Source organism: Streptomyces sp. NPDC058678 (genome assembly GCF_042714835.1).
Lineage (GTDB): Bacteria > Actinomycetota > Actinomycetes > Streptomycetales > Streptomycetaceae > Streptomyces.
Genome location: NZ_JBHXSG010000014.1, coordinates 124,715 through 150,407 on the forward strand (window position 1 = coordinate 124,715; position 25,693 = coordinate 150,407).

Below are 25,693 nucleotides of genomic sequence, written 5' to 3' on the forward strand. Positions count from 1 at the left end.
GGCGCCCCGCCCCCACGGTCACCCTGGATCCCATGACGACGACAACGGCGACCACCACCCCGGTGGTCGCGTTCGACCGGGTGAGCAAGGGCTACGGGAGCGTACGGGCCGTGGACGGGCTGACACTCGCGCTGCATCCGGGGGAGACGGTGGCCCTGCTGGGGCCGAACGGCGCCGGCAAGTCGACCGCCCTCGACCTGCTGCTCGGCCTCAGACAGCCGGACTCCGGCACGGTCAGCGTCTTCGGGACCAGCCCGCGCGAGGCCATCGTCGGCGGGCGGGTGGGCGCCATGCTGCAGAGCGGCGGGCTGATGGACGAGGTGACCGTCGCGGAACTGGTGCGGCTCGCCTGCGCCCTGCATCCGAAGCCGTACCAGCCCTCGGAGGTACTTTCCCGCGCGGGCATCGCGCAGCTCGCCGACCGCAAGGTCGACAAGCTGTCCGGCGGCCAGGCCCAGCGGGTCCGCTTCGCGCTCGCCACGGCCGGCGACAGCGACCTGATCGTCCTGGACGAGCCGACCACCGGCATGGACGTCACGACCCGCCAGGCATTCTGGGCCACCATGCGCGAACAGGCCGACCAGGGTCGTACGGTCCTCTTCGCCACCCACTACCTCGAAGAGGCCGACGCCATCGCCGACCGGGTCCTCGTCATGCACCGCGGCCGACTGCTGGCCGACGGCACGGCGGCCGAGATCAAGGCGAAGGCGGGAGCGCGCCGGATCTCCTTCGATCTGGAGGCCGGGACCGACGAGGCGCCCCTGCGGACGCTCCCCTTCCTGACCTCGATCGATGTGTCCGGCCGGACCGTTCGCATCCAGTCCTCCGACGCCGACGCGACCGTCCACGCCCTCTACGGCCTCGGCGTCTTCCCCCGCAACCTCGAAGTCGCCGGACTGGGCCTGGAGCAGGCGTTCGTCGCGATCACGGCCGCCGAGGAGGCGAAGCAACGGTGAACAGTCTGATCAAGCTGGAACTGACCCGCGCCCTGCGCAACCGCAAGTTCCTGTTCTTCTCCGTGATCTATCCGTCGGTCCTGTTCCTGATCATCGCGGGCAGCGCCGATGGCACCACCAAGGTCACCGGCACCGGCCTGACCGTCCCGACCTACATGATGGTCTCGATGGCCTCCTTCGGCGCCCTGACCGCCGTCCTGATGGGCAACAGCGAACGCATCGCCAAGGAACGCGAGAGCGGCTGGGTACGGCAGCTGCGGCTGACCACGCTCCCGGGGCGCGGATACGTCCTGGCCAAGACCGCGAGCGCCGCCGTGGTGAGCCTGCCGTCGATCGTCGTCGTCTTCGTCGTGGCGGCGGCGGTGAAGAACGTACGGCTGGACGCCTGGCAGTGGCTCGGCCTCACCGGCGCGATCTGGGCCGGCAGTCTCGTCTTCGCCGCGCTCGGCGTCGCCATCGGCTACCTGGCGAGCGGGGACGCGGTCCGGCCGATCACGATGATCACCTACTTCGGGCTGTCGATGCTCGGCGGCCTGTGGATGCCGACGACGACGTTCCCCACCTGGCTGCAGGACATCGCCGAGTGGCTGCCCACGCACGCGTACGCTGCCCTCGGGCAGGCGATCGAACAGGGCCGGGCCCCGCACGCCCAGGACCTCGCCCTTCTCGCCCTCTTCTTCGTCCTGTTCACGGGCGGCGCGGCCTGGCTGTACCGGAAGGACACGCTGAAGGCGTGAGCGGCAACGGCATCGGCATGGGGCAACGCCCGCGGAACCGCAGGCAGCGGGCGCTCAAGCTGCTCTGGACCGGCATCTGGCTCGCCTACCTGAGCGCGCCCGTCACCGACCTGCTGCACGGCGGGCACAGCGACGGCGTCCGGGTTCTTGGCTGGCTCGGCCTGGTGGCCTTCGTCGGCTGGTACTTCGCCCTCGTCTTCCGCGCCGGACGCGGCGAGACCAACGCCGTGGTGCTCGGTTCACTGGCCGTGCTCGCGGCGCAGTCGACCGTCCTCGCCCTCAGTCTCGGAAGGGAGTGGCTCGTCCTGTTCGTGTACGTGTGCGTGGGCGCCGGGGCGGCCCTTCCGATGCGGCTCGCACGGCTGACCATCCCGGCGGTGGCCGCCCTGCTGTCGGCGACCGCCCTGGCCGTACCGGACGGCACCGAGTACCTGGCCTCGCTGCTCCTCCCGGCGCTCCTCGGCGGGTTCTCCATGACCGGCGTACGCGAACTCATCCGCACCACCGTCGAGTTGCGCGAGGCCCGCGCCACCGTCGCCCAGCTCGCCGCCAACGAGGAGCGCCTGCGCCTCGCCCGCGACCTGCACGACCTGCTGGGCCACTCCCTCTCCCTGATCACGCTGAAGAGCGAACTGGCGGGCCGTATGCTCCCCGGCCACCCCGACAAGGCGGCCCAGCAGGTCGCCGACATCGAACAGGTCAGCCGCCAGGCCCTGGTGGACGTCCGCGAGGCGGTCACCGGCTACCGCCGCCCGCGCCTGCCCGCCGAACTCGCGGGAGCCCAGTCCGCCTTGACGGCCGCGGGCGTCACCGCGGACCTCCCCGCCGAACCCGACCTCGCCGGTGTCCCCGAGGACAGCGAGTCCGCCCTGGCCTGGGCGCTGCGCGAGGCGGTCACCAACGTGGTACGGCACAGCGGCGCCCTGCGCTGCTCGGTGGACGTCGTCCGCCGCCAGACCCTCGACGGCCCGGTCCTCGAACTCTCCGTCGAGGACGACGGTTCCGGCGGCCCGGGCGACGGCCCCGGCAACGGCCTGACCGGCCTCACCGAACGCCTGACGATGGTCGGCGGCTCCCTGGAGGCGGGCGGCACCCGGCACGGCTTCCGGCTGGTCGCCCGCGTGCCCGCCGTCGGCACCGCGCACGTAGGATCCGCCACATGACCCGCACGATCAAGGTCCTGCTCGCCGAGGACCAGTCGATGGTCCGCGAGGCCCTGGCCGCCCTCCTCGGCCTGGAGGCGGACATCGAGGTCGTCGCCCAGGTGGCGCGCGGCGACGAGGTACTCGCGGCCGCCCGCGCACACGAGGTGGACGTGGCCCTGCTGGACATCGAGATGCCGGGGGCGACCGGCATCGAGGCGGCCGCCCTGCTGCACAAGGAACTGCCGGCGGTGAAACTGGTCGTCCTCACCACCTTCGGCCGCCCCGGCCACCTCCGCAGCGCCATGGAGGCCGGCGCCGACGCCTTCCTGGTCAAGGACGCCCCCGCCGCCCAACTCGCCGAAGCGGTACGCAAGGTACTGACGGGGGAGCGGGTCATCGACCCCACGCTGGCGGCAGCGGCCCTGGCGGACGGCGCGAACCCTCTGACGGACCGGGAGCGAGAGGTACTCCGCGCGGCGGCGGACGGCTCCACGAACGCGGAACTGGCGGCAGCGCTGCACCTGTCCCAGGGCACGGTCCGCAACTACCTGTCCACGGCCATCCAGAAACTGGCGGTACGCAACAGGGCGGAAGCAGTACGGATCGCAAGAGAGAAAGGCTGGCTGTGACCAACCCGGGGGCGCGGGGAACTCGACCAGCCACGACGCACCCGCAGTCGCGCGGCAACGGTCAGTTCAACATGGCTCGCGCCGCATGAGCCTGCTGCCGAACCCGAGCCGCGGCCGGCTCGTCCACCGCCGCCACCACCTCGGCGTACGCCTCCAACTCGGCGGCCCCGTCGACGAAGTCACCCCGCTGCACGAGCAACTGCGCCCGCTCGTACCGCAACCGGGCGGGATGGGAAGGCAACAGCAACGACAGCTCCACCGCCCACAACGACACATCCGACCGCTCCGGCCGAGCCGCGGCCCACGCCCGGATGTTGTTCAGGATCCGCAGCACGACCTCCAAAGGCTCCGCAGGACCGAGCATCGACGGCTGCAGCGAGGCTCCTGTCGCCCCCGCCACCATCAACTCGGCGTCGCCTCCGGTCAACACCCGGCCCCCGTCGAACGGATCGGCGAGAACCTGCTCGTCCGGCGGACCGAAGCCGACGACGAAATGCCCGGGCAGGGCCACCCCGTAGACCGGTGCTCCCGCCCGCCGCGCCACCTCCATCCACACCACGGACAGCAGGATCGGCAGCCCGCGCCGCCGCCGCAGCACCTCGTGCAGCAGCGAGGACTCCAGCCGCTGGTAGTCGGCGGGGGCGCCACGAAAACCACACCGGTCCCCGAGCAGCTCGCGCAGCGACACCGCCCAGGAGCGCGGCCCGCCGGGCCGGAACGGCAGCTGTCCGGCCAGCCGGTCCAGCTCGATCTGCGCGCCGTCCAAACCCGCCTCGTCCAGCGTCCCGTCCGCCTCCGCGCCCACCAGCAGGCACAGCATGGACAGGTCGGGCCGCTCGGAGCGGGCTTCCTCGGCGAACCGGCGGCGCAGTTCGGCGGAGCGTTCGGGGGGCGGGGGGTAGGGGGGACGCATAGCTGGCTCGTGCCCTTTCACGGCGATCGCTACCGGTCGTTCGCTACGGTTCGTTGTCGGCACTGATGGGCGCGCGGTAGTGGTGGTACGCATGATGCGCCGCGAAGCCCATCCCGGCGTACATCGCCCGCGCACCGGCGTTGTCCGTCTCGACCTGGAGCCAGGCCGCCGAGGCACCCTCGTCGAGGGCCCGCCGGGCGAGCGCGGCCATCACGGCGGAGGCCAGTCCCCGCCGCCGTAGCGCGGGATCCACCTCGACGGCGGCGAAACCGGCCCACCGCCCGTCGACGACACACCGCCCGATGGCGGCGGGCGCGCCGGCACCGGGAACCGTGGCGAACCACACGGAGGGCCCGCTCCCCAGCACCTTCAGGGCCACCTCGCTCATCCCCTTGCGCTGGTACCGGGTCAGCCAGGCCTCGTCCGCCTCCCGGGACAGCACCACCGAGGTGTCCTCCGCCCGGTCGGCGAGCGGTGCCAGCGCCCCGACCCACAGCTCGGCGGTCACCTCCCGCGTCCAGTCCCGCCGCTCCAGCTCCGCGCACAGCAGCTCCTGCGTGCCCTCGGCGCCGGTGGCGGTCTGGACGTAGGCGGGCAGCCCGCGGTCGCCGTACCAGCGTCGTACGGCCGTCAGGGCCTCGTCGAGCGGCATGCCCGGGTCGCCGAGCGGCAGCACCGAGTTGGCCCGGCGCGTGAACCCGGCGGCGGCCCGCAGCTCCCACTCGCCCAGACGCCGGCTCTCCACCGGCCGCCAGGCCCGGGAGGCGACGCGCGCGAGCTCCTCGTAGGAGGCCGCCGGACCCCGTCGGCGGGCCGGGGCGGACGGCACGACCTTGCCCGCGACCAGCGAGGATTCCGGAATCCGGACGCTCTCGCCGTCCCGTCGTGTGATCAGCAGCACACCGTTGTCCCATGATGTGAGAACACCCACCGTGTCGGTGAACTTCTCACCGGTCGACCCGGGTTCGCCCAGGCGCCGTACGGACACCCGTTTACCCACGTCAGCAGCGGTGATGCGGACCACGAGACGTCCGGTCGGAGATATTTCCACAGGTCGGTCCACCCCTCCTGTTCGGATCATGCCCAGGAACGGAGATACTAGGGGCGGGCATCGACGACGCCGCGCTCCCGCGCGCCAGGCGGCGGAGCCTGAGGAGGCCCGCCAGCGCCCTATCGAGGAGGAACGACAGCGTGACCTACGTCATCGCGCAGCCTTGTGTCGACGTCAAGGACAAGGCGTGCATCGAGGAGTGCCCGGTCGACTGCATCTACGAGGGCTCCCGGTCCTTGTACATCCACCCGGACGAATGCGTCGACTGTGGTGCCTGTGAGCCGGTCTGCCCGGTCGAGGCGATCTTCTACGAGGACGACACTCCGGAGGAGTGGAAGGACTACTACAAGGCGAACGTCGAGTTCTTCGACGAACTCGGCTCTCCCGGCGGTGCCAGCAAGCTGGGGCTGATCGAGCGCGACCACCCCTTCATCGCCGCGCTGCCGCCGCAGAACGGCTGAGAGCGGCCCGCGTCACCAGCGCCGCCTCGGTCCCGTACGGCCTGATCGCCTTGATCATGACCGTCGTACGGGACCGAGGCGTTTGCCGTACCAGAAAGTGAGCCAGACCCGTGTCCGCAGTCTCCGACCGTCTCCCCACCTTCCCCTGGGACAAGCTGGCGCCGTACAAGGCGACGGCAGCGGCGCATCCGGACGGCATCGTCGACCTGTCCGTCGGCACGCCGGTCGACCCGGTCCCCGAGCTGGTCCAGAAAGCGCTCATCGCCGCGGCCGACTCGCCGGGCTACCCGACCGTCTGGGGCACGTCCGAGCTGCGCGACGCGATCACGGGCTGGCTGGAGCGCCGGCTGGGCGCCCGCGAGGTCACCCACCGCCACGTCCTGCCGATCGTCGGCTCCAAGGAACTCGTCGCCTGGCTCCCGACCCAGCTGGGCCTCGGCCCCGGCGACCGGGTCGCGTACCCGCGGCTGGCCTACCCGACCTACGAGGTCGGCGCCCGCCTGGCCCGCGCCGCGTACGAGGTCTACGACGACCCGACCGACCTGGACCCGGCCGGTCTGAAGCTGCTCTGGCTGAACTCGCCGTCCAACCCCACGGGCAAGGTGCTGTCGAAGGCCGATCTGACCCGGATCGTCGCCTGGGCCCGCGAGCACGGCGTCCTGCTCTTCTCCGACGAGTGCTACCTGGAGCTGGGCTGGGAGGCCGACCCGGTCTCCGTCCTCCACCCCGACGTGAACGGCGGCTCGTACGACGGCATCGTCGCGGTCCATTCGCTGTCCAAGCGCTCCAACCTGGCCGGCTACCGCGCGGCGTTCCTGGCGGGCGACCCGGCCGTCCTGGCCCCGCTCCTGGAGATCCGCAAGCACGGCGGCATGATGACGTCCGCGCCCACCCAGGCAGCGGTGGTGGCGGCCCTGGGCGACGACACCCACGTCCGCGAACAGCGCGAACGCTACGCAGTGCGCCGCACGGCCCTGCGCGAGGCGCTGGTGGGCCACGGCTTCCGCATCGAACACAGCGAGGCCAGCCTCTACCTCTGGGCCACCCGCGACGAGTCCTGCTGGACCACGGTCGCCCACCTGTCCGACCTCGGCATCCTCGTCGCCCCGGGCGACTTCTACGGCGAGGCCGGCGAGAACTTCGTACGCGTGGCGCTCACCGCCACGGACGAGCGGGTGCGGGCGGCCGTGGAACGTCTGTCGTAGGGACAGGCAGAGCGATCAGGCCGAGCGAGCGGACAGAGCGACGGGGCCCAGGGAAGCATCTCCCTGGGCCCCGTCGTCGGCTCGAGCCGGGTGCCTAGCCGAGCGGCGCGCCGCCCTTCACCGGCAGCGAGTCGGCCGCCGGCAGTCCACCCTTGGCGAGGGAGTCCGTCGGCAGCCCGCCCTTCGTCGCCGTCGAAGTGGTGTCACCGAGGACGGCCCCGGCGGAGCCCGCCGCTTCGCCCGCGGTCTTCTGGGCTGCGGGCGCCACCTTCTTCACGGCCTTGCCACTGGTCTTGACCGCGCCGGGCACGGCCTTCTGGACGGCCTTGCCGCCGGTCTGGCCCGCGGTGCCGGTCACGTTCTGAGCCGCACCATCGACCGTGTTGCCGACGCTCGCCCCGTCCAGGGCGGTCAGCCCACCGAGGTTCGGGGTGGCCGGCAGCTCGGGAGCCGCGCTGGCGGAGCCGGCCGCACCGACCCCGGCGGCCGCTCCCGCAGCTACGAGCAGCGCGGCACGGGCGATCCGTCGGGTCAGGGGGAGGGACATGTTGCTCCTTTGACGGAAGGGAACGATGAAGTGTCCGCACGAGCCCGGCAGTCGACCGACTGGGTGTCGATCCGGTTGTTGATCTCCGGGCTCGGACGCAGTGACTACCGCTCGAAGCCCGGGAAGGTTGCGGCGGGCCAACGTAAAGAGTTGGCAATGCGTCGCATTATCGGCTCCGGATAAAAACGACAAAAAGTGCGCGGTCGGAAAGTGTGCCGAATCCTTACAGCCCTGTGTTCGCACGGGTCTGGACGGTTAGGGGGTGACACGACGAAAACCTGCGCACACCGACGCCCACACCCGGTGGACGTAACCCTTCCGAGTGAGCGCCCGTACTACTGCGCAGTGATGATCCGGACCGAGCCCGTGGCCTGCTCCGCGCCTGCGGCGCCCTGCGTGCCGGCGGTACGCCACTGGCTGTCCGTGTTCCCGGCCGTCCACTGCCGGCCGGCGTACGAGACCCGTTCGATGTGCAGCGCGGAGGCGTTGGCCACGGCCCAGTGCGCCAGCTGCCAGCCGCGCTGCCGGAGGCTGCGACCGGAGCCGGAGCCCGCGTCGGTCACGGGCAGCGTGACGGTCCGCCCGCCATCTCCGCTCCCGCTCGCGGAGGGCGTCGGCGTGGGAGTCGCCTCGGCGCCCACCTCGGCCGAGGCCGGCTCCAGCACGTCCCGCCCGAAGTCCCGCACGAGCGCCGTCCGCACCGCGTCGGTGCCCGCGGCCTGCGTCGCGGCCTGACGGCCCTCGCAGGTCAGCGTGGCCGGCGACTGCCCGGTGAGAGCGGCGGCGAGCAGGGTGGCGTCCGGTTCGTGCTTGGCGTACGCCGTCGGATAGCCGCTGCGCTGCACCTTTTGCGCGGCGACGGTCAGCGGCAGCCGCGTGTAGTCGGGCACCTTGGCCAGGTGCTCGTAGAAGACGTTCGCCGCGTACGTCGGGTCCAGGATCTCCTTGGGCGAGCCCCAGCCCTGCGAGGGCCGCTGCTGGAACAGGCCGAGCGAGTCGCGGTCGCCGTGGCTGATGTTGCGCAGCGCCGACTCCTGCAGCGCGGTGGCGAGCGCGATCGTCACGGCCCGCTCGGGCATCCCGCGCCCGGTGCCGACGGCCGCGATGGTTGCGGCGTTCACCGCCTGCTCGGGCGTGAACTCGTACGTGGCTCCGTCGCTCTTGCCCGAGACGACCTTGCAGCCCGGTGTGCCCGCCCCTCCGGTGAGGTACTGCACCACGAGGTAACCGGCGACGGCGCACATGACCACCACGGCCGCACAGAAACGGAAGAGGCGGCCGCGACGCTTGGGAATGGGGGACAGCTCTGACACGCGCCACAAGATACTGGAGAGTACTGTGCGGCTGCGCCGGGTGCGGAAAGTCTGTGCGAAGGCCCGGCGCGTTAGGGTCGACAGCATGGCCGACACCTCACTTGACCTGACGCTGGACGCGGCGAGGCTCACCGCGCAGCTCGTCGACTTCCCCTCCGAGAGCGGCTCCGAGAAGCCCCTCGCGGACGCGATCGAGATCGCGCTGCGCGCCCTGCCCCACCTGACGGTCGACCGGTACGGCAACAACGTCGTCGCCCGCACGAACCTGGGCCGCTCGGAACGCGTCATCCTCGCCGGCCACATCGACACCGTCCCGATCGCGGACAACGTCCCCTCCCGGCTCGACGACGAGGGCTACCTGTGGGGCTGCGGCACCTGTGACATGAAGTCCGGGGTGGCCGTACAGCTGCGCATCGCGGCGACGGTCCCGGCCCCGAACCGCGACCTCACCTTCGTCTTCTACGACAACGAAGAGGTCGCCGCACACCTCAACGGCCTGAAGCATGTGGCCGCGGCTCACCCCGACTGGCTGGAGGGCGACTTCGCGGTCCTGCTGGAGCCGACGAACAACCAGGTCGAGGGCGGCTGCCAGGGCACCCTGAGGGTGTTCCTGAAGTTCAAGGGGACGCGGGCGCACTCCGCGCGCGCGTGGATGGGCTCCAACGCGATCCACGCCGTCTCCCCGGCTCTCGCCAAGCTCGCCGCGTACGAGCCGCGCAAGCCCGTCGTGGACGGCCTCCAGTTCCACGAGGGCCTCAACGCCGTGGGCATCGAGGGCGGCGTCGCCACCAACGTCATCCCCGACGCCTGCACCCTCGTCGTCAACTTCCGCTACGCGCCCGACCGCAGCGAGGAGGAGGCGGAGGCCTTCGTCCGGGACTACTTCGCGGACTGCGGCGTCGACGAGTTCGTGGTCGACGACCACACCGGCGGCGCCCGCCCCGGCCTCACCCACCCGGCCGCGCAGGCCTTCATGGCGGCCGTCGGCGGCGAGGCCCGCCCCAAGTTCGGCTGGACGGACGTGGCCCGTTTCAGCGCCCTCGGGGTACCCGCGGTGAACTACAGCCCCGGCGAGCCGCTTCTCGCCCACAAGGTGGACGAGAAGGTGAAGGCGTCGCTCATCCCGGAGGCGGAGGAGCGTCTGAGGTCGTGGCTGACGGCATGAGGGGGCGCGTGCGGCCGTGATCGTGCTTGGCGGCGCTTCATGGCGGACATGCTCACGTCCCCCGTCCGTAACCCGCGGAGATCTACGCTGAGGTGGAAAGACGGCAAGCGGAGGGAGCGCACATGGCTACTGGCAACCCCGAGGGCAAGAAGCAGCCACCGGAGGAGCAGCGCCTGGGACCGGTCCTCCGGAGGCGGGAACAGGTCCAGGCCAGCACCACCGACCAGCGCCTGCTGGACGCCGGCGGCCCCTCGGACTGGGTCCACACCGACCCGTGGCGCGTCCTGCGCATCCAGTCGGAGTTCATCGAGGGCTTCGGTACGCTCGCCGAACTCCCCGCCGCCATCAGCGTGTTCGGCTCCGCGCGTACGCCCGCCGACTCGCCGGAGTACGAGGCGGGTGTGCGGCTCGGCCGCGGCCTGGTGGAAGCGGGCTTCGCGGTGATCACGGGCGGCGGCCCCGGGGCGATGGAAGCCGCCAACAAGGGCGCCTGCGAGGCGAAGGGCATCTCCGTCGGCCTGGGCATCGAGCTCCCCTTCGAGCAGGGCCTCAACCCCTACGTCGACATCGGCCTCAACTTCCGCTACTTCTTCGTCCGCAAGATGATGTTCGTGAAGTACGCCCAGGGGTTCGTGGTCCTGCCGGGCGGCCTCGGCACGCTGGACGAGCTGTTCGAGGCGCTGACGCTGGTCCAGACCCAGAAGGTCACCCGCTTCCCGATCGTCCTCTTCGGTACGGAGTACTGGGGCGGGCTGGTGGACTGGCTGAAGAACACGCTGATCGCCCAGGGCAAGGCCTCGGAGAAGGACCTGCTGCTGTTCCACCTCACGGACGACGTGGACGAGGCGGTGGCGTTGGTGTCGAAGGAGGCGGGCCGCTAGCGGGGCGCCATGGCAGCCCGTCCGGCGTTTGAGGACGAGGCCGTTCGGGCCGAAGCCGGGGTCTGGGGGCGGCAGCCCCCAGGGACGGGACGGGAAGGGGCGGCGGGGGCGACGAAAACCCTACGCCAGCCCCCTCCGCGCCACCGCCGGTGCCCGGTGCCCCGCGATCGACGCCACCATGTCCAGCACCTGCCGGGTCTCGGCGACCTCGTGCACCCGGTACACCTGAGCACCCAGCCACGCGGACACGGCCGTCGTGGCCAGCGTCCCCACCACCCGCCCCTTCACCGGCTTGTCCAACGTCTCGCCCACGAAGTCCTTGTTGGACAGCGACACCAGCACCGGCCACCCGGTGTCGACCATCTCCCCGAGCCGCCGCGTGGCCTCCAGACTGTGCCGCGTGTTCTTCCCGAAGTCGTGCCCGGGATCGATCAGCACGGACTCCCGAGGCACCCCGAGCGACACCGCCCGCTCGGCCAGGCCCACGGTCACCCGCAGAATGTCGGCCATGACGTCGTCGTACGTCACCCGATGCGGCCGGGTACGAGGTTCCGCACCGCCCGCGTGCGTACACACCAGCCCCACCCCGTACCGCGCGGCCACCTCCGCCAGCCCCGGGTCCACCCCGCCCCACGCGTCGTTCAGCAGATCCGCACCCGCCTCGCAGACGGCCTCGCCGACCTCCGCCCGCCAGGTGTCCACGCTGATGACGACATCGGGGAAACGCCGCCGGACCTCCGCCACGAAGCCGACGGTCCGCCGCGCCTCTTCCTGAGCCGTCACCTCTTCGCCCGGCCCGGCCTTGACCCCGCCGATGTCGACGATGGCCGCGCCCTCCGCCACCGCCTGCTCCACGCGCGCGAGCGCCGGCTCGTCGCGGAAGGTGGCTCCCTGGTCGTAGAAGGAATCCGGGGTCCGGTTCACGATCGCCATGATCACCGGCTCGTGCGCGCCGAATTCACGCCTGCCCAGCCTGAGCATCCCCTGTGACCTCTCCTCGTACGTGCCGGTCTTGGGCCGCCTGCGACCCTAACTGTCAGAGTCGCATGGCACGATCGGACCCTGACACATTCGACGCCGACGCCCAGCACGCCGGCACGGATCATGGGGACCTCAGCGATGGTTATGTTCTTGTTCCTGGTCATCGCGCTGGCCGTAGTGGTCGCCGCGGTGACGCTCGCCGTCGTGGGCGGAGGCGAGGGCAGCGGCCCGCTGCCGGAGGCCGCTCCGGAGCGCCTGCACGACCCGCTGCCCCCGGACCGCCCGGTGAACCGGGCGGACATCGAGACCCTGCGCTTCCCGCTGGCCCCCCGCGGCTACCGCATGGCGGACGTCGACGACGCGCTGGGCCGCCTCGGCGCGGAGCTCGCCGAGCGGGACGCCCGGATCGCCGACCTGGAGTCCGCGCTGGCCGGTGCGCAGGCCGCCGCGACCCATGTCTCCATGGACAAGCCCGCACAGGAGGAGCGGCCGTGAGCGACGGCGCCGCCCTGGCCGGTCCGGACGGCGCGCTGCGCTGCCCCTGGGCGCTGTCGGCCGCGGAGTACGTGACGTACCACGACGAGGAGTGGGGCCGCCCGGTCCACGGCGACGACGCACTCTTCGAACGGCTCAGCCTGGAGGCCTTCCAGTCCGGCCTGTCCTGGATCACGATCCTGCGCCGCCGCCAGGGCTTCCGCGCCGCCTTCGCCGGCTTCGAGATCACGAAGGTCGCCGCCTTCACGGACGACGACCGCGCGCGCCTGCTCGCCGACGCGGGCATCATCCGCAACCGCGCCAAGGTCGACGCGACGCTCGCCAACGCGCGCGTGCTGGCCGACTGGACCCCGGGCGAACTCGACGACCTGATCTGGTCCCACGCCCCCGACCCGGCCGCCCGCGCGACCCCGAAGACCCTCTCCGACGTCCCCGCGGTCACCCCCGAGTCGACCGCCCTGTCGAAGGCCCTCAAGAAGCGCGGCCTGCGATTCGTCGGGCCGACGACGGCGTACGCGCTGATGCAGGCGTGCGGGCTGGTGGACGACCACCTGGAGGCGTGCGTGGCGAGGAAGGGCTGAGCTCGCCCCCGCCCCGCACCCCCACCAGGATCAGCGGCCCAGGTACTTCGGCTTCTCCTTGTTCACGAACGCCTGCACCGCGATCACGTGGTCCTCGGAGGAACCCGCCCGCGTCTGCAGCTCGTCCTCCTTCTCCAGGGTCTCGGCCAGGGAGTGGGACAGCCCGTAGGCCATCGCCTCCTTGATCGCCCCGTACGCCACCGTCGGCCCCTCGGCCAGCGCCCGCGCCACCTTCTCCGCCTCGGCCCGCAGGTCGGCCGACGGTACGACCCGGTTGGCGATGCCCAGCTCGTACGCCTCCTGTGCCGTGATGCTGCGCGGGAAGAGCAGCAGGTCGGCCGCCCGGCCCGGGCCGATCACGCGGGGCAGCGTCCAGGAGATGCCCGAGTCGGCGGTCAGCGCCACGCCCGCGAACGACGTGTTGAAGGCCGCCGTGTCCGCCACGATCCGGTAGTCCGCGGCCAGCGCGAACCCGAACCCGGCCCCGGCCGCGACGCCGTTGACCCCGGCCACCACGGGCTTGCGCATCTCGGTCAGCGCCCGCGCGACGGGGTTGTAGTGCTCGCGCACCGTGCTCATGGTCAGCCGGGTCCCCGCCTCGCGGTCGGAGGCCAGCAGCCCGATGTGCTCCTTGAGGTCCTGCCCCACGCAGAACGCCCGCTCCCCGGCGGCCGTCAGCAGCACCGCCCGTACGGCCTGGTCGGCCGCCGCGGCCTGGACCGCGTCCCGCAAGGCGACCTTGGTGGCGATGTTCAGCGCGTTCATCGCCTCAGGGCGGTTCAGCACGATCGTCGCGAGTCCGTCGCTCACCTCGTACAGCACGGTGTCGGCCATGGCATGTCCCCTCCGGTCCGTGGCTCGGACGTACTCGTCGGTACGTCCCTGTCTCCGAAGGACAGCATGGCGGAGATCACCGTCCGGGAACCGGACCGGACATGTGACCTGCGTCAAAGAATTCTGGACCGCCTCCGCTCGGCGGAAGTCCGTGCGGCGGCGCAGTATCGCAGTCACATCGCCGAATTGAGTGGTTTTGCTCGCGCGCGTTGCCCAAGCGATGCCGACTGATGTTGGTCATCGGGTCCTGAGATGCGGGATAATGGCCTGGAAGCAATGTGTTCGATGCCGGTGTCGTGCGTCCCACCCCGGGACAAGCGTGCCCTCCAGGGCCGTCGGCTTTGACGATGAGCTGGTTTCAGGAAGGGGAACGAGCATGGCGGCCATGAAGCCGCGGACGGGCGATGGCCCGCTCGAGGTGACCAAGGAGGGGCGGGGCATTGTCATGCGCGTTCCGCTCGAAGGCGGCGGGCGGCTCGTCGTCGAGCTGACCCCCGATGAGGCCGACGCGCTCGGTGACGCCCTCAAGAAGGTCGTCGGCTGACGCGGAGCGCGACCATACCCTTTCGGCAACCCCGGTACCGCGTGCGGTGCCGGGGTTGCGGTTTGTCGTCCTCGAAGCGCCGTTCCGAAGCCGTTCCGATGGCGCGTCGACGCCGTTTTCGGACGGTCAGCGCTTGACCGCGCAGAGCAGCCCGTCACCCACTGGGAGCAGTGACGGCACGAGTTCTTGGCTCTCGCGCACCGCACGCAGCAGCTCCCGCAGCCGCAGGACCTCCGTGGGCTGCGGGCCCGAGTCGACCGTCCGGCCGTTGGCGAAGACACCCTCGAAGACGACCAGGCCGCCGGGGCGCAGCAGACGCAACGATTCAGCGAGGTAGTCCATGACCTCCTGCCGGTCGCCGTCGCAGAAGACGAGGTCGTAGCCGGCGTCCGCGAGCCGGGGCAGGACGTCCAGGGCGCGGCCGGGGATGAAGCGGGCCCGGTTGCTGGCGAAGCCGCTGGCGCGGAAGGCCTGGCGGGCGAACTGCTGGTGTTCCGGCTCGGGGTCGACCGTGGTCAGCACACCGTCCGGACGCATTCCGTGCAGCAGATGGATCCCCGACACGCCGGTGCCGGTTCCGATCTCCGCGACCGCCTTGGCCTCCACGGTGGCAGCGAGCAACCCGAGCGCCGCGCCCGTGCCGGGCGACACCGAGCGCAGTCCCGCCTCGCGGGCCCGGTCACGGGCCCAGCGCAGGGCTTCGTCCTCGGCGACATAGGCGTCGGCGAACGCCCAGCTCGTCTGCCGGTTGCCGGTAATGACCCTCTCCTGTCCCCGTGGTTGCCTGGGCGTGACTGTATCCGTTGGCGTCGGGAACCCGCAGATGGGACCGGGCGTTTAGAGGGGTGGGAGACAGGGCGGGGGGACACAGTTGGATCACGACGACGAGCAGGCGCTCGAGCAACTGCTGACGCAGCCGCACGAGCCGTATCAGCACAGATCAATTTCTCGTAAAACCGCTTATCCGGAGCTAACGGGCGAGGTGGCTATGGTAGGGGCTCCACTGGACACCACCAGAGCCGACAGGGGAGGTGCGGCTGCACCTGTGGATCGGGGAGGAGTGCTGCGGCGCTTCCTCGGATCGGCGGGCAGGCCGAAATCCGTGAACGACACCGCTGCTGACCACAGTCACGCCGCCGAGTACGCCCAGACCGCGACCTTCTCCACCGACGCGGACGGGCAGGCGTGGACTCCGCCCACCTGGGAGGAGATCGTCAGCACCCACAGCGGCCGGGTATACCGGCTCGCCTACCGTCTGACGGGCAACCAGCACGACGCCGAGGACCTCACCCAGGAGGTCTTCGTCCGCGTCTTCCGCTCGCTGTCGACCTACACGCCGGGCACCTTCGAGGGCTGGCTGCACCGCATCACCACCAACCTGTTCCTGGACATGGTCCGCCGCAAGCAGCGCATCCGTTTCGACGCCCTCGGCGAGGACGCTGCCGAGCGGCTGCCCAGCCGCGAGCCGTCGCCGCAGCAGGTCTTCAACGACGCGCACTTCGACGCCGACGTCCAGCAGGCCCTCGACACCCTCGCCCCCGAGTTCCGCGCCGCGGTCGTCCTGTGCGACATCGAAGGACTGTCGTACGAGGAGATCGCCGCGACCCTGGGCGTCAAGCTCGGCACGGTCCGGTCCCGGATCCACCGCGGCCGTTCCCAGCTGCGCAAGGCCCTCGCGCACCGCTCGCCGGAGGCCCGGGCCCAGCGCCGTTCCTTCATGGCCCGTGTTCCCGCACTGGGGGGAGGGGGCGCGACCGCGTGAGTGGATCACGGCCTACCCCGTCCGAACAGCATCTGGGAGACCGACTCGCCGCCCTTGTGGACGGAGAGCTCGGTCATGAGTCGCGCGACCGTGTCCTCGCACACCTGGCCACCTGTGCCAAGTGCAAGGCCGAGGCCGACGCACAGCGCCGACTGAAGAACGTCTTCGCGGAGGCGGCACCCCCGCCGCCCTCCGAAAGCTTCCTGGCCCGCCTCCAGGGTCTTCCCGCGGGAGGCGACGCCGACGACGGCGACGACTCGCCGTTCGGCGGCTCGGGCTTCGCCGGCGGACTGTCCGGACGGCCCGGTGCCACCGGCGTCTTCGGGCTGAAACGCGGCGACCGGTTCGCTTTCGACTACCTGCCGGCCCGCCCGCACGCCTCGGTGCTTCCGCCCTCCCCGGCGAGCCGCGGCTTCCGTATCCACGACGTCAGCCGTCACGAGGCCGAGCGGTCGGCATCGCGCGGGCTGCGGTTCGCGTTCGTCGCCGCCGGAGCGGTGTCCCTGGCCGCGATCGCGCTGGGCGGGGTCACCACGGTGACGCCGGGCGACACCGCCGCGGACGCGCGCGGCGGTTCCGGTACCGGCAGCAATGTGACACCGGCCCGCACACAGGGCACGGGAGCCGCCACGGCGCCCGAGAGCCAGCGACGCCGGGGGCTCGGCCCGCTGCTCGCCCAGGGCCAGAACCAGGGCTCGCTCGGTGACACCCCGGTCGCCCCGACCGAGGTCTCGGCACCGTTGCTGCCAGGGGCGCAGGTCGCCGCGGTGGGCCGGTTGCAGGAGGGGATCCACTCACTGGCCGCGCCCGTCATGGCCGGTGCGGCCGCCATGTCCCCTCTGATACGTCCGCTCAGCGCGACCCCGCCACTCGACCTCACCTCGTGGTCCGCGACCCCGGACCTCCTCGCCACCCCCGGCCTCCTCGCCGCGACCGTCCCCGACTCGACCTCCTCCCCCTCGGCGTCCTCCGTCACCCCCCGCTGACTCGTCGGCCCCTCGCCGCCGACGCCCCGCCTGACCTGCCCCTGCGCGGCGGCTCGGGAACCTGGTTGAATCCAGGGAGTCGTACGTTCGGCGCGTGGGGGCCGCAAGGCGGAGCCCGAGCTGTGGGGAGAGCATGAACGAGGGGAAGCCGGCAAAGGCGAAGTGGTGGAGCCGTCCTCGACCGCAGCACCTTGCGGACCCGGCGGAAGTGCCCGGTCCGCTTGCGGCCGCGGCGCCTGGCGACGTCGGGACCGGCGTCCGCGACTCGGACGGGACCGGCGTCAGCGGTGCCGACTCGGACGGTGACTTCGAACTGAGGGCTCCGGAGAAGAGGCCCGAGCCGGGGGGCGACTTCGAGCTGGCACGGCCCAGTGGGGTGGCCGCGGAGCCGGAAGGGGAAGCGGCCGTGGTCGCGTCCGGCGTCGACCGCGTGACCGGGGATGCCGTCGAGCATGTCCCCGTGCCGGTGGCAGACCGTCCCGTTCGGCCAAAAGCCGAGACGGACCCTCCCGTCGAGCCGACCTCCGAGCGGCCCCCTGTGCCCGCTGCCGATCGTCCCCGCCCCCTGCACGACCCCGACCCCTACAGCACCCCGCCCTACGGCGAGCCGGGCCCCTGGGCGCCTGCCCCACCCGTACAACACCCGGCGACCACACCGGCACAGGGCACGCCTGCGCTGACGCCGACACGGCAACCCGACCCGTACGTCCCGACGGCGGGCTCGAACCCCCCGACCACGGGTGCCGGCCTCCCGACGTCGGGCCCTTTCGTCCCGACCCCGGACCCACACGCCTTGCCGACCCCGGCCTCCAGCACGCAGACCCCGGCCCCCGTTCCGGCCGCGCACCCGGCGGCTCCGGCCACCGGCATTCCCGCCGCGCACCCGACGGTCCCGGTCACCGCCGTCTCCGCCGCGCACTCCGAAGCCTCAGCCTCCGCCCCCGCAGGGCCCATCCCGCCCCCGCTTCCCGCCTCGGCGTCGTCCGTTCCAAGCGGTCAGGTCGTCCCGCCGCCCGAGCCCACCGTCGCTTCAGCAGCCCCTGGCGGCTCGGCTGTGCCCGGCGTGGCCCTGGAAGCTCCCCCCGCCCTTCCGCCCGCCGCAGGGCCTTCAGCGGCCCCGTACAGCCCCGCGCAGGGTGTGTCCCCCTCCGCCCCCTGGCAGAACTACGACCCCTGGGCCCCGGTCCCCGTCGCTCCCCTCCAGCAGAACGGCGCGGCCGTCCTCACCCAGGACCAGCAGCGCAGGCGCGTGAAGAAGGTGCTCGTCGGTGGGGCCGCGCTGCTGGCGCTCGTGTCCGGGGGCGTCGGTGGTGTCGTAGGGGCGTATCTCGAGCGCAATGGCGGGATCGGTGCTGTCGAGCTGCCGCAGGCCGGGGCGGAGTCGGCAGGGCGGGCTCCGGACAGCGTGGCGGGGATCGCCGCGCGGGCGCTGCCCAGCGTGGTGACCCTGCATGTGAGCGGGTCCGACGAATCCGGTACCGGTACCGGATTCGTGCTCGACGGCCGCGGTCACATCCTCACCAACAACCACGTCGTCGAACCCGCCGCCGACGACGGCGAGATAACCGTGACCTTCCACAGCGGTGACACCGCCAAGGCCACCGTCGTCGGCAGGGACAGCGGCTACGACCTGGCCGTCGTCAAGGTCAGCGGGGTGACGGGGCTCAAGCCCTTGACCCTCGGCAACTCCGACAACGTCCGGGTCGGGGACCCCGTCGTCGCCATCGGCGCCCCCTTCGACCTGGAGGGCACCGTCACCTCCGGCATCATCAGCGCCAAGGAGCGGCCCATCACGGCCGGCGGCGAGAGCGGGGACGGGAGCGACGTGTCATATGTCGACGCCCTGCAGACCGACGCGCCCATCAACCCCGGCAACTCCGGCGGGCCCCTCCTCGATGCGCAGGCCCGTGTCATCGGCATCAACTCCGCCATCCGGTCCGCCGACAGCGGCTCCGCCCCGGACAGCGGCCAGGCCGGTTCGATAGGCCTCGGTTTCGCCATACCGGTCAACCCGGGCAAGCGCGTCGCCGAGGAGCTGATCAACACCGGCAAGGCGACCCACCCGGTGATCGGCGTCACCCTCGACATGGACTACGCCGGCGACGGTGCCCGCGTGGGCACGAAGGGCAGCGACGGGGGCCCAGCGGTCACCGTCGGCGGCCCCGGCGACCGGGCCGGCATCGAGGCAGGCGACGTCATCACCGAGGTCGACGGCCAGCGCGTCCACTCCGGCGACGAGCTCATCGTCAAGACCCGCGCCCACCGCCCCGGCGACCGCCTCGAAATCACCGTGGAGCGCGACGGCAAGGAGAGGACGATCTCGTTGGTCCTCGGATCGTCCGACGGCGACTGAGACTCACACGAACATCACAGAAGAGGGCCCGTAATGGCCCGATCAGTGGCCCCACAAGGCAAACAACCCGGAAAACCCCACACGTACCGCACTCGGAGGGCTCGGGACAGTACCCGTCCCACGGGATCGCCGGGTACCGTGGACCCGGCCCGGACCACGGAAGACCGCACAGACCACCGAGGGCCGAGGACCGAGGACATCGCAAGGAGCTTCAGGTGTTCAATGACATAGGACCGCTCGAGCTGATCACGCTCGTTGTCCTCGCCGTGCTCGTCTTCGGTCCGGACAAGCTCCCGAAGGTCATCCAGGACGTCACGCGGACCATCCGTAAGATCCGGGAGTTCTCGGAGAGCGCCAAGCAGGACATCCGCAGCGAACTGGGCCCGGAGTTCAAGGACTTCGAGTTCGAGGACCTCAACCCCAAGGCGTTCATCCGCAAGCAGCTGGACAACGACGAGCTGGGGCTCAAGGAGATCCGCAACGGCTTCGACCTGAAGAAGGAGATGGCCGAGGTCACGGACGCGGTCCACGGCCGCGACAGCGACTCGTCGTCCTCTTCCTCTTCGTCGGCCGGTTCCTCCGGCGGCACCGTCGACATGACGAAGAAGCCCGAGACGCCCGAGGAGCGCCCGCCGTACGACGCGGACGCCACCTGAGCCGTAGGCCCGGGCGCACGCTCCGCCGTACGTGACGCGTCTCATACCCCTCGGGGACCTTCCACGGCCTGAACGCGCCTCTTGGGCGACCCACGCGCCGGGCGCTTTCCCGGCTGCTCGGAGCGGGGTGGCTATGCTGCCGAGTTGTTGTGCGGAGCGGACGAGTACGCCCGAAGGGGGGCGGGCCGTCGGCTCCGACGAGAGCGAGGAGGCGTCCGGGCACATGGAGACGACGAGTCGGGCAGTCGCGCAGGCGTCGGCCGCGGAGGGCGGACAACAGGTCCCCTCCGCCCGGCGCACGGTCGACGGCTACCTGCTGGCGCCCTTCCCGTGGTACGGCCTCGACGAGGCCTTCACGGGACCGCGCTGGCTGATGCAGGTCGGTACGGCGGCCGACGGAGCCGTCGAGCACGGTTCCGTCGGACACGGCGACGAGCCCTCGGTACGGAACGAGGCGTCGGAGGACAAGGAGAAGTTCGCGGTGGTGGTCACCGTCGCGGCCAACCCCGTGCGGCGCAGCGCCGACGGCACCGGCCTCCTGGAGGCCACCTCGGTCTCCTCGGCGGCCTGGCTGGCGGGTGTGGGACTGCTGTCCTTCACCTGGCCCGGCCAGATGGACCACAGCCTGCGTGACGACTGGCTGGACCAGCAGACCGAGACGGCCTGGGCCCTCGCGGACGACCTGGACGGCGACGACTGGTCGACGCTGTCCCTGCCCGTGGACGGCGTTCCGACGCCCTTCCACTACCGCGAGTCCGAGTTCGGCTGGGTGCTGGCCGGGTCGACTCAGGAGGGGGTGCATGTGGGGGCGTACGGGAGAGGCATGAGCGCGTACGGGCTCGGCTTCGCCATGATCAAGGACATCACCACTTACGCGTAGCCGGTGGTACGACGATGGGGGCGCCGTCCGTGAGACGGCGCCCCCATCGTCGTACCAGGGCCGGAACTGGGCTAGAACTTGTTGCGCGGGGTGATTCCCAGCGACAGCCCCGACAGGCCCCGCTGCCGCCCGCCGAGCTTCCCCGCGATCGCGCGCAGCGCCGCGCCCGCCGGGGAGTCCGGGTCGGTCAGGACGACCGGCTTGCCCTCGTCGCCGCCCTCGCGGAGGCGGACGTCGATGGGGATGGAGCCGAGGACCGGGACGGTGGCGCCCGTCGTACGGGTCAGGCCGTCCGCCACCGACTGGCCGCCGCCCGTGCCGAAGACGTCGACCATCTCGTCGCAGTGCGGGCAGGGCAGGCCGGACATGTTCTCCACCACGCCGACGATCTTCTGGTGGGTCTGGACGGCGATGGAGCCCGCCCGCTCGGCCACCTCGGCCGCCGCCTGCTGAGGCGTCGTCACGACCAGGATCTCGGCGTTCGGGACCAGCTGGGCCACGGAGATGGCGATGTCGCCGGTGCCGGGCGGCAGGTCGAGCAGCAGCACGTCCAGGTCGCCCCAGTACACGTCCGCCAGGAACTGCTGGAGGGCGCGGTGGAGCATCGGGCCGCGCCAGACGACCGGGGCGTTGCCCGGGGTGAACATGCCGATCGAGATGACCTTCACGCCGTGCGCGGACGGCGGCATGATCATGTTCTCGACCTGGGTGGGACGGCCGTCGGCGCCCAGCATGCGCGGCACGCTGTGGCCGTAGATGTCGGCGTCGACGACCCCGACCTTCAGGCCGTCCGCGGCCATCGCCGCAGCCAGGTTCACCGTCACCGACGACTTGCCGACGCCGCCCTTGCCGGAGGCGACCGCGTACACGCGGGTGAGGGAGCCCGGCTTGGCGAAGGGGACCTCGCGCTCGGTCTGGCCGCCGCGCAGCGCGGTCGCCAGTTCCTTGCGCTGCTCGTCGCTCATGACGTCGAGTTCGACGTCGACGCGGCTGACGCCCTCGACCGCCGAGACCGCGTCCGTCACGCGCTGAGTGATCGTTTCGCGCATGGGGCAGCCGGAGACCGTCAGGTACACGGCGACCGCGACCGCTCCGTCCGCGCCGATCTCCACGGACTTGACCATCCCCAGTTCGGTGATGGGTCGGTTGATCTCGGGGTCGTTCACCGTCGCCAGTGCTTCACGCACCGCGTCTTCCGTAGCCATAAGGACGATGGTACGGCGCCCGGCGGGGGCTCCGGAAAGCCCCGTCACCGGTCGTCTACGTCACGTACCCGCGACCGTTCTGCCGGGAATACGACATGGCCGTCGTGCCGCTCGTCCAGTTCCTTCACCAGGTCCTGCAGTTCGGAGCGGATCCAGTCCCGGGTCGCCACCTCGCCGAGGCCGATCCGGAGCGAGGCGATCTCGCGGGTCAGGTACTCGGTGTCGGCGATCGACCGCTCGCTCGCCTTGCGGTCCTGTTCGAGGTTGACCCGGTCACGGTCGTCCTGCCGGTTCTGCGCGAGCAGGATCAGCGGGGCCGCGTAGGAGGCCTGGAGCGACAGCATCAGGGTCAGGAAGATGAACGGGTAGTTGTCGAAGCGCAGGTCACGGGGCGCGAAGATATTCCACAGCACCCACATGATGATGACGATCGTCATCCAGACGATGAACCGTCCGGTGCCCAGGAAGCGCGCGATGCGCTCCGACAGCCGTCCGAAGGCCTCCGGGTCCCACTCGGGCAGGAGCCGGCGCCGGGGCGGGCGGGGCTGGTCGAGCCGGGGGCGGGAGCGGGTGGTGGCCGTCGCGCCAGCCAGGGTGCGCTCCCGGGCGGCCTCGCGGGTGCTCTCGCGCTCAGGAGCCATGGGGGGCCACCTCCTCGCCCTCGTCGAGGTGGAACTCTGTCTCCCGCCAGTCGTCGGGCAGCATGTGGTCCAGTACGTCGTCCACGGTCACCGCGCCCAGCAGCGACCCGGCCTCGTCCACGACGGGCGCCGCGACCATGTCGTACGTCGCGAAGAACCCGGCGACCAGGGGCAGCGCCGCGTCCGGGGCCAGGGACTGCAGGTCGTCGTCGAGGATCGAGCTGACCAGGGTGTACGGAGGGTCGCGCAGCAGGCGCTGGAAGTGGACCGTGCCGAGGTACTTGCCGGTCGGGGTCTCGTCGGGCGGCCGGCAGACGTAGACCTGGGCGGCGAGGGCGGGGGACAGGTCGGGGTTGCGGACGCGGGCGAGCGCGTCGGCGACGGTCGCGTCGGGCCGCAGCACGATCGGCTCGGTCGTCATCAGACCGCCGGCCGTGTGCTCCTCGTACGCCAGCAGGCGCCGCATGTCCGCCGCGTCGGCGGGCTTCATCAGGCTCAGCAGCCGCTCCTGGTCGCCCTTGGGCAGCTCGGAGAGCAGGTCGGCCGCGTCGTCCGGATCCATGGCCTCCAGGACGTCGGCGGCCCGCTCCTCCTTCAGCTTGCCGAGGATCTCGATCTGGTCGTCCTCCGGCAGTTCCTCGAGGACGTCGGCCAGGCGGTCGTCGTCGAGGGCGGCGGCGACCTCGGCGCGCCGCTTGGGGGAGAGGTGGTGCAGGACGTTCGCGAGGTCGGCCGGGCGCAGCTGCTCGAAGGTGGCCAGCAGGCTCTCGGCGCCCTGTCCGTGCTCCTCCAGGGAGAAGCCGGTGACGGCGGACCACTCGGCGGTCAGGGTCTCGCCCTTGCGCCGGAAGGCGCCGCCCTTGCCGCCCTTGCGGACGAAGACGCGGTCGATCTCCCAGTCCCGGCGGGCCGGCAGCTGCTGCACCGCCACGTCCAGGACCGTGACTTCCTCGTTGGTCTCGACGAGAGTGACGCGCCGGTCGAGGAGTTCCCCGAACACGAGCCGCTCGGTGGGCCGCTGCTCGAAGCGGCGGACGTTGAGCACGCCGGTGGTGATGACCTGGCCGGACTCGATGCCGGTCACCCGGGTGATGGGCAGGAAGATGCGGCGGCGCGTGGCGAGTTCGACGACCAGGCCGAGCAGGCGTGGCGGCCGCCGTCCGACGCGCAGCATGACGACCAGGTCGCGCAGGCGGCCGACCTGGTCGCCTGCCGGGTCGAAGACGGCGACGTCGGCGAGGTGCGAGACGAAGATCCGGGGGGCGCCCGCTGCCATGGCTGTGCTTCCTTTTCGTGCGGGATTCGTACGGAGTTGGGTCCTGGGCCGCTGGGTGGGTCTCTTATCCGAATTGCCCGCTCGGGTGGGCTTCAGGCTAGCCCGTCCCGATCGGATACGCGCTGGTGAGGCGTCCGGACGGACTGGCTCCGCCCGGGCCCCGGGGCCCCGGTACGCTGCCGTACGCCGCTGAAGGACCCTTGTCAGAAAGGCAGCCCCACCTGTGACTGCGATTCCCCGGCGCCGTACCCGCAGGGCCGCACTGACGGTCGCGCTGTGCGCCCTCGTCGTGACGGGGACCGGCCTGACGGGATGCGGCGAGGACCCGGACGCGGGGACCAACGGCGTCGGCAAGCTGCCGGCCGACCAGATCCAGTCCAGGACGCGTACCGCTGCCGGGTCGGCCGCGGCGGTCCGGCTCTCCGGGAACGTGGTCGCCAGTGGGCGGACGTACAAGCTCGACATGCGCCTGAAGTCCGACGGCGGCTCCGGCTCGGTCACCTCGGAGGACGCGACCTTCCACCTGTTGCGGATCGGCGAGCAGCTCTTCCTCAAGGCGGACGCCGGCTTCTGGACCGACGCGGACGGCAAGGGCGACGGCTCCGACGCGGACGCGGCGGCGGCCGACAAGCTCGACGGCAAGTATGTGAAGGTGCCGCAGGGCGACCCCTCGTACAAGAAGTTCAGCGGCTTCACGGACATGGACGTACTCCTCGACGGTCTGCTGACGCTGCACGGCACGCTGGAGACGGACGGCCACCACGAGCAGGCGGGTGTGCGCACCATCCGCATCGCCGGCGCCGACGGCTCCGGCGGCACGCTGGACGTCTCCCTGGAGGGCAAGCCGTACCCGCTCCGCCTGGTACGGGCGGGCGGCGCCGGCACCCTGACCTTCTCGGCCTGGGGCAAGACCTTCGCCCTGACGGAGCCGGACAAGGACGAGACGGTGGACTACGGCAAGAAGCTGCCCACGTCCTGACGGCTAGCGCCGTTTGCGACGTTTCAGCAGCAGTCGCGGCAGCCCCGCGGGAACCGGCTCACGCGTCGTCGCCGACGTCGGCAGCGGCGCCATCGCCAAGTCCCCGTCCGGCAGCGGTGACGTCGTGCCGGTCGGCTCCAGGCGCAGTACCCGGCATTCGCGGGCCCACCGCTCCGTCATGGCCTCGCCGTCCGGGGCGTTCAGCCGCTTGCCCTTGAGCTCCGCGACCGCCGCCTCCCACTCGGGGGACCGGGACGCCAGCTCCACGACCGTCGCCGCCCAGGAGACCAGCCGGCCGCCCTTGTCCTTGCTGCGGACCGTGACCTGCGCCGTGGTCCCGTCGGCCAGCCCGGGCAGCGGCTGTTCACCGGGCCCGTCGCCGATCAGACAGGCCGCACCCTCGTGCCACACGTGCCACAGCGCGCGGGCCGGGCCGCCGGGGCCCTCGACCCAGATGAGACCGGACTTCTTCGTGGCCTCCTCGACGAGGGCCTGGTCGAGCAGCTCGCTAGTCATG

General features: G+C 71.6%; 29 protein-coding genes. 18 read left to right on the plus strand and 11 right to left on the minus strand.

Going from position 1 to position 25,693, the window contains the following annotated elements; genetic code table 11:
- Window positions 1-32 precede the first annotated feature (32 nt).
- The 4 genes from ACFWWR_RS15840 to ACFWWR_RS15855 are packed head-to-tail and all read left to right on the plus strand — an operon-like array spanning window position 33 to window position 3,467.
- Window positions 33-956: an ABC transporter ATP-binding protein gene (locus ACFWWR_RS15840; RefSeq protein ID WP_384303698.1), complete on the plus strand. Its 924-nt coding sequence runs from the start codon at window positions 33-35 to the stop codon at window positions 954-956.
- Complete coding sequence (locus tag ACFWWR_RS15845; protein WP_383858241.1) at window positions 953-1,693, plus strand: ABC transporter permease; 741 nt, start codon at window positions 953-955, stop codon at window positions 1,691-1,693. The genes ACFWWR_RS15840 and ACFWWR_RS15845 overlap by 4 nt, the downstream gene beginning before the upstream one ends.
- Window positions 1,690-2,856: a sensor histidine kinase gene (locus ACFWWR_RS15850; RefSeq protein ID WP_383858244.1), complete on the plus strand. Its 1,167-nt coding sequence runs from the start codon at window positions 1,690-1,692 to the stop codon at window positions 2,854-2,856. The genes ACFWWR_RS15845 and ACFWWR_RS15850 overlap by 4 nt, the downstream gene beginning before the upstream one ends.
- On the plus strand, window positions 2,853-3,467 hold the full coding sequence (locus tag ACFWWR_RS15855) for a DNA-binding response regulator (protein ID WP_383858247.1): 615 nt from the start codon (window positions 2,853-2,855) through the stop codon (window positions 3,465-3,467). The genes ACFWWR_RS15850 and ACFWWR_RS15855 overlap by 4 nt, the downstream gene beginning before the upstream one ends.
- 61 nt (window positions 3,468-3,528) lie before the next feature.
- On the opposite strand, the gene ACFWWR_RS15860 is transcribed toward ACFWWR_RS15855, so the two are convergent.
- Together ACFWWR_RS15860 and ACFWWR_RS15865 are read right to left on the minus strand one after the other, a co-directional pair.
- The gene (locus ACFWWR_RS15860) at window positions 3,529-4,380 is read right to left on the minus strand and encodes a tetratricopeptide repeat protein (protein ID WP_383858250.1); all 852 of its coding nucleotides are present in this window, start codon (window positions 4,378-4,380) and stop codon (window positions 3,529-3,531) included.
- Window positions 4,381-4,423: 43 nt separating this feature from the next.
- On the minus strand, window positions 4,424-5,431 hold the full coding sequence (locus ACFWWR_RS15865) for a GNAT family N-acetyltransferase (RefSeq protein ID WP_383858253.1): 1,008 nt from the start codon (window positions 5,429-5,431) through the stop codon (window positions 4,424-4,426).
- Between the two features lie 140 nt (window positions 5,432-5,571).
- Between ACFWWR_RS15865 and fdxA the strand changes: the two genes are divergently transcribed.
- Entirely contained in the window at window positions 5,572-5,892 is a 321-nt protein-coding gene (gene fdxA, locus ACFWWR_RS15870; protein WP_003985062.1) for a ferredoxin, read from the plus strand.
- Window positions 5,893-6,002: 110 nt separating this feature from the next.
- Window positions 6,003-7,097: a bifunctional succinyldiaminopimelate transaminase/glutamate-prephenate aminotransferase gene (locus ACFWWR_RS15875; RefSeq protein ID WP_384303700.1), complete on the plus strand. Its 1,095-nt coding sequence runs from the start codon at window positions 6,003-6,005 to the stop codon at window positions 7,095-7,097.
- 94 nt (window positions 7,098-7,191) lie between these two features.
- Here the strand turns inward: ACFWWR_RS15875 and ACFWWR_RS15880 are convergent, their stop codons facing one another.
- The gene (locus ACFWWR_RS15880; RefSeq protein WP_383858259.1) at window positions 7,192-7,644 is read right to left on the minus strand and encodes an ATP-binding protein; all 453 of its coding nucleotides are present in this window, start codon (window positions 7,642-7,644) and stop codon (window positions 7,192-7,194) included.
- Window positions 7,645-7,979: 335 nt separating this feature from the next.
- Window positions 7,980-8,957, minus strand: coding sequence for a heavy metal transporter (locus ACFWWR_RS15885; protein WP_383858262.1), 978 nt, complete (start codon window positions 8,955-8,957; stop codon window positions 7,980-7,982).
- Window positions 8,958-9,042: 85 nt separating this feature from the next.
- Here ACFWWR_RS15885 and dapE point away from each other — a divergent pair, with 85 nt between their 5' ends.
- A complete protein-coding gene (gene dapE, locus ACFWWR_RS15890) occupies window positions 9,043-10,122 on the plus strand; it encodes a succinyl-diaminopimelate desuccinylase (protein WP_383858265.1) in 1,080 nt (359 codons plus the stop codon).
- A gap of 122 nt (window positions 10,123-10,244) precedes the next feature.
- Complete coding sequence (locus ACFWWR_RS15895; protein ID WP_383858268.1) at window positions 10,245-11,003, plus strand: TIGR00730 family Rossman fold protein; 759 nt, start codon at window positions 10,245-10,247, stop codon at window positions 11,001-11,003.
- Between the two features lie 120 nt (window positions 11,004-11,123).
- On the opposite strand, the gene folP is transcribed toward ACFWWR_RS15895, so the two are convergent.
- Complete coding sequence (folP, locus tag ACFWWR_RS15900) at window positions 11,124-11,984, minus strand: dihydropteroate synthase (protein ID WP_383858271.1); 861 nt, start codon at window positions 11,982-11,984, stop codon at window positions 11,124-11,126.
- A 138-nt stretch (window positions 11,985-12,122) separates the two neighbouring features.
- Here folP and ACFWWR_RS15905 point away from each other — a divergent pair, with 138 nt between their 5' ends.
- A complete protein-coding gene (locus ACFWWR_RS15905; protein ID WP_383858274.1) occupies window positions 12,123-12,479 on the plus strand; it encodes a DivIVA domain-containing protein in 357 nt (118 codons plus the stop codon).
- Window positions 12,476-13,060: a DNA-3-methyladenine glycosylase I gene (locus ACFWWR_RS15910; RefSeq protein ID WP_383858277.1), complete on the plus strand. Its 585-nt coding sequence runs from the start codon at window positions 12,476-12,478 to the stop codon at window positions 13,058-13,060. Before ACFWWR_RS15905 ends, ACFWWR_RS15910 begins: the two co-directional genes overlap by 4 nt.
- 30 nt (window positions 13,061-13,090) lie before the next feature.
- Here ACFWWR_RS15910 and ACFWWR_RS15915 read toward each other — a convergent pair whose 3' ends face one another.
- A complete protein-coding gene (locus ACFWWR_RS15915; protein ID WP_384303702.1) occupies window positions 13,091-13,894 on the minus strand; it encodes an enoyl-CoA hydratase/isomerase family protein in 804 nt (267 codons plus the stop codon).
- Between the two features lie 66 nt (window positions 13,895-13,960).
- Here ACFWWR_RS15915 and ACFWWR_RS15920 point away from each other — a divergent pair, with 66 nt between their 5' ends.
- Both ACFWWR_RS15920 and ACFWWR_RS15925 read left to right on the plus strand, forming a co-directional pair.
- Window positions 13,961-14,125, plus strand: coding sequence for a hypothetical protein (locus tag ACFWWR_RS15920; protein WP_383858282.1), 165 nt, complete (start codon window positions 13,961-13,963; stop codon window positions 14,123-14,125).
- Between the two features lie 145 nt (window positions 14,126-14,270).
- Entirely contained in the window at window positions 14,271-14,438 is a 168-nt protein-coding gene (locus ACFWWR_RS15925) for a DUF3117 domain-containing protein (RefSeq protein ID WP_003966491.1), read from the plus strand.
- Between the two features lie 126 nt (window positions 14,439-14,564).
- Here ACFWWR_RS15925 and ACFWWR_RS15930 read toward each other — a convergent pair whose 3' ends face one another.
- A complete protein-coding gene (locus tag ACFWWR_RS15930) occupies window positions 14,565-15,263 on the minus strand; it encodes an O-methyltransferase (RefSeq protein ID WP_383858451.1) in 699 nt (232 codons plus the stop codon).
- A 163-nt stretch (window positions 15,264-15,426) separates the two neighbouring features.
- On the opposite strand from ACFWWR_RS15930, the gene sigE reads away from it, so the two are divergent.
- The 5 genes from sigE to ACFWWR_RS15955 all read left to right on the plus strand — a co-directional run bounded on the left by sigE (window position 15,427) and on the right by ACFWWR_RS15955 (window position 21,075).
- Window positions 15,427-16,200, plus strand: a complete 774-nt coding sequence (gene sigE, locus ACFWWR_RS15935; protein ID WP_266434131.1) for an RNA polymerase sigma factor SigE — start codon at window positions 15,427-15,429, stop codon at window positions 16,198-16,200.
- Window positions 16,197-17,186: an anti-sigma factor family protein gene (locus tag ACFWWR_RS15940; RefSeq protein ID WP_383858285.1), complete on the plus strand. Its 990-nt coding sequence runs from the start codon at window positions 16,197-16,199 to the stop codon at window positions 17,184-17,186. Before sigE ends, ACFWWR_RS15940 begins: the two co-directional genes overlap by 4 nt.
- Before the next feature lie 133 nt (window positions 17,187-17,319).
- Entirely contained in the window at window positions 17,320-19,539 is a 2,220-nt protein-coding gene (locus ACFWWR_RS15945; protein ID WP_384303704.1) for a trypsin-like peptidase domain-containing protein, read from the plus strand.
- A gap of 215 nt (window positions 19,540-19,754) precedes the next feature.
- Window positions 19,755-20,195, plus strand: a complete 441-nt coding sequence (locus ACFWWR_RS15950) for a sec-independent translocase (protein ID WP_384303706.1) — start codon at window positions 19,755-19,757, stop codon at window positions 20,193-20,195.
- Window positions 20,196-20,418: 223 nt separating this feature from the next.
- Complete coding sequence (locus tag ACFWWR_RS15955; RefSeq protein WP_383858295.1) at window positions 20,419-21,075, plus strand: hypothetical protein; 657 nt, start codon at window positions 20,419-20,421, stop codon at window positions 21,073-21,075.
- 71 nt (window positions 21,076-21,146) lie between these two features.
- On the opposite strand, the gene ACFWWR_RS15960 is transcribed toward ACFWWR_RS15955, so the two are convergent.
- From ACFWWR_RS15960 to ACFWWR_RS15970, 3 genes are read right to left on the minus strand one after another with little or no spacing between them, the layout of a single operon-like run.
- Window positions 21,147-22,280: an Mrp/NBP35 family ATP-binding protein gene (locus tag ACFWWR_RS15960; RefSeq protein ID WP_383858298.1), complete on the minus strand. Its 1,134-nt coding sequence runs from the start codon at window positions 22,278-22,280 to the stop codon at window positions 21,147-21,149.
- Window positions 22,281-22,324: 44 nt separating this feature from the next.
- Window positions 22,325-22,921 carry a DUF1003 domain-containing protein gene (locus tag ACFWWR_RS15965; RefSeq protein WP_383858301.1) on the minus strand — a complete coding sequence of 199 codons (597 nt, stop codon included), beginning with the start codon at window positions 22,919-22,921 and terminating at the stop codon, window positions 22,325-22,327.
- On the minus strand, window positions 22,911-24,197 hold the full coding sequence (locus ACFWWR_RS15970) for a magnesium transporter MgtE N-terminal domain-containing protein (RefSeq protein ID WP_383858303.1): 1,287 nt from the start codon (window positions 24,195-24,197) through the stop codon (window positions 22,911-22,913). Before ACFWWR_RS15970 ends, ACFWWR_RS15965 begins: the two co-directional genes overlap by 11 nt.
- A gap of 223 nt (window positions 24,198-24,420) precedes the next feature.
- On the opposite strand from ACFWWR_RS15970, the gene ACFWWR_RS15975 reads away from it, so the two are divergent.
- Window positions 24,421-25,176, plus strand: coding sequence for a hypothetical protein (locus tag ACFWWR_RS15975; RefSeq protein WP_383858305.1), 756 nt, complete (start codon window positions 24,421-24,423; stop codon window positions 25,174-25,176).
- A 3-nt stretch (window positions 25,177-25,179) separates the two neighbouring features.
- On the opposite strand, the gene ACFWWR_RS15980 is transcribed toward ACFWWR_RS15975, so the two are convergent.
- Window positions 25,180-25,692, minus strand: a complete 513-nt coding sequence (locus tag ACFWWR_RS15980; RefSeq protein WP_384303708.1) for a hypothetical protein — start codon at window positions 25,690-25,692, stop codon at window positions 25,180-25,182.
- Window position 25,693: the final 1 nt, after the last annotated feature.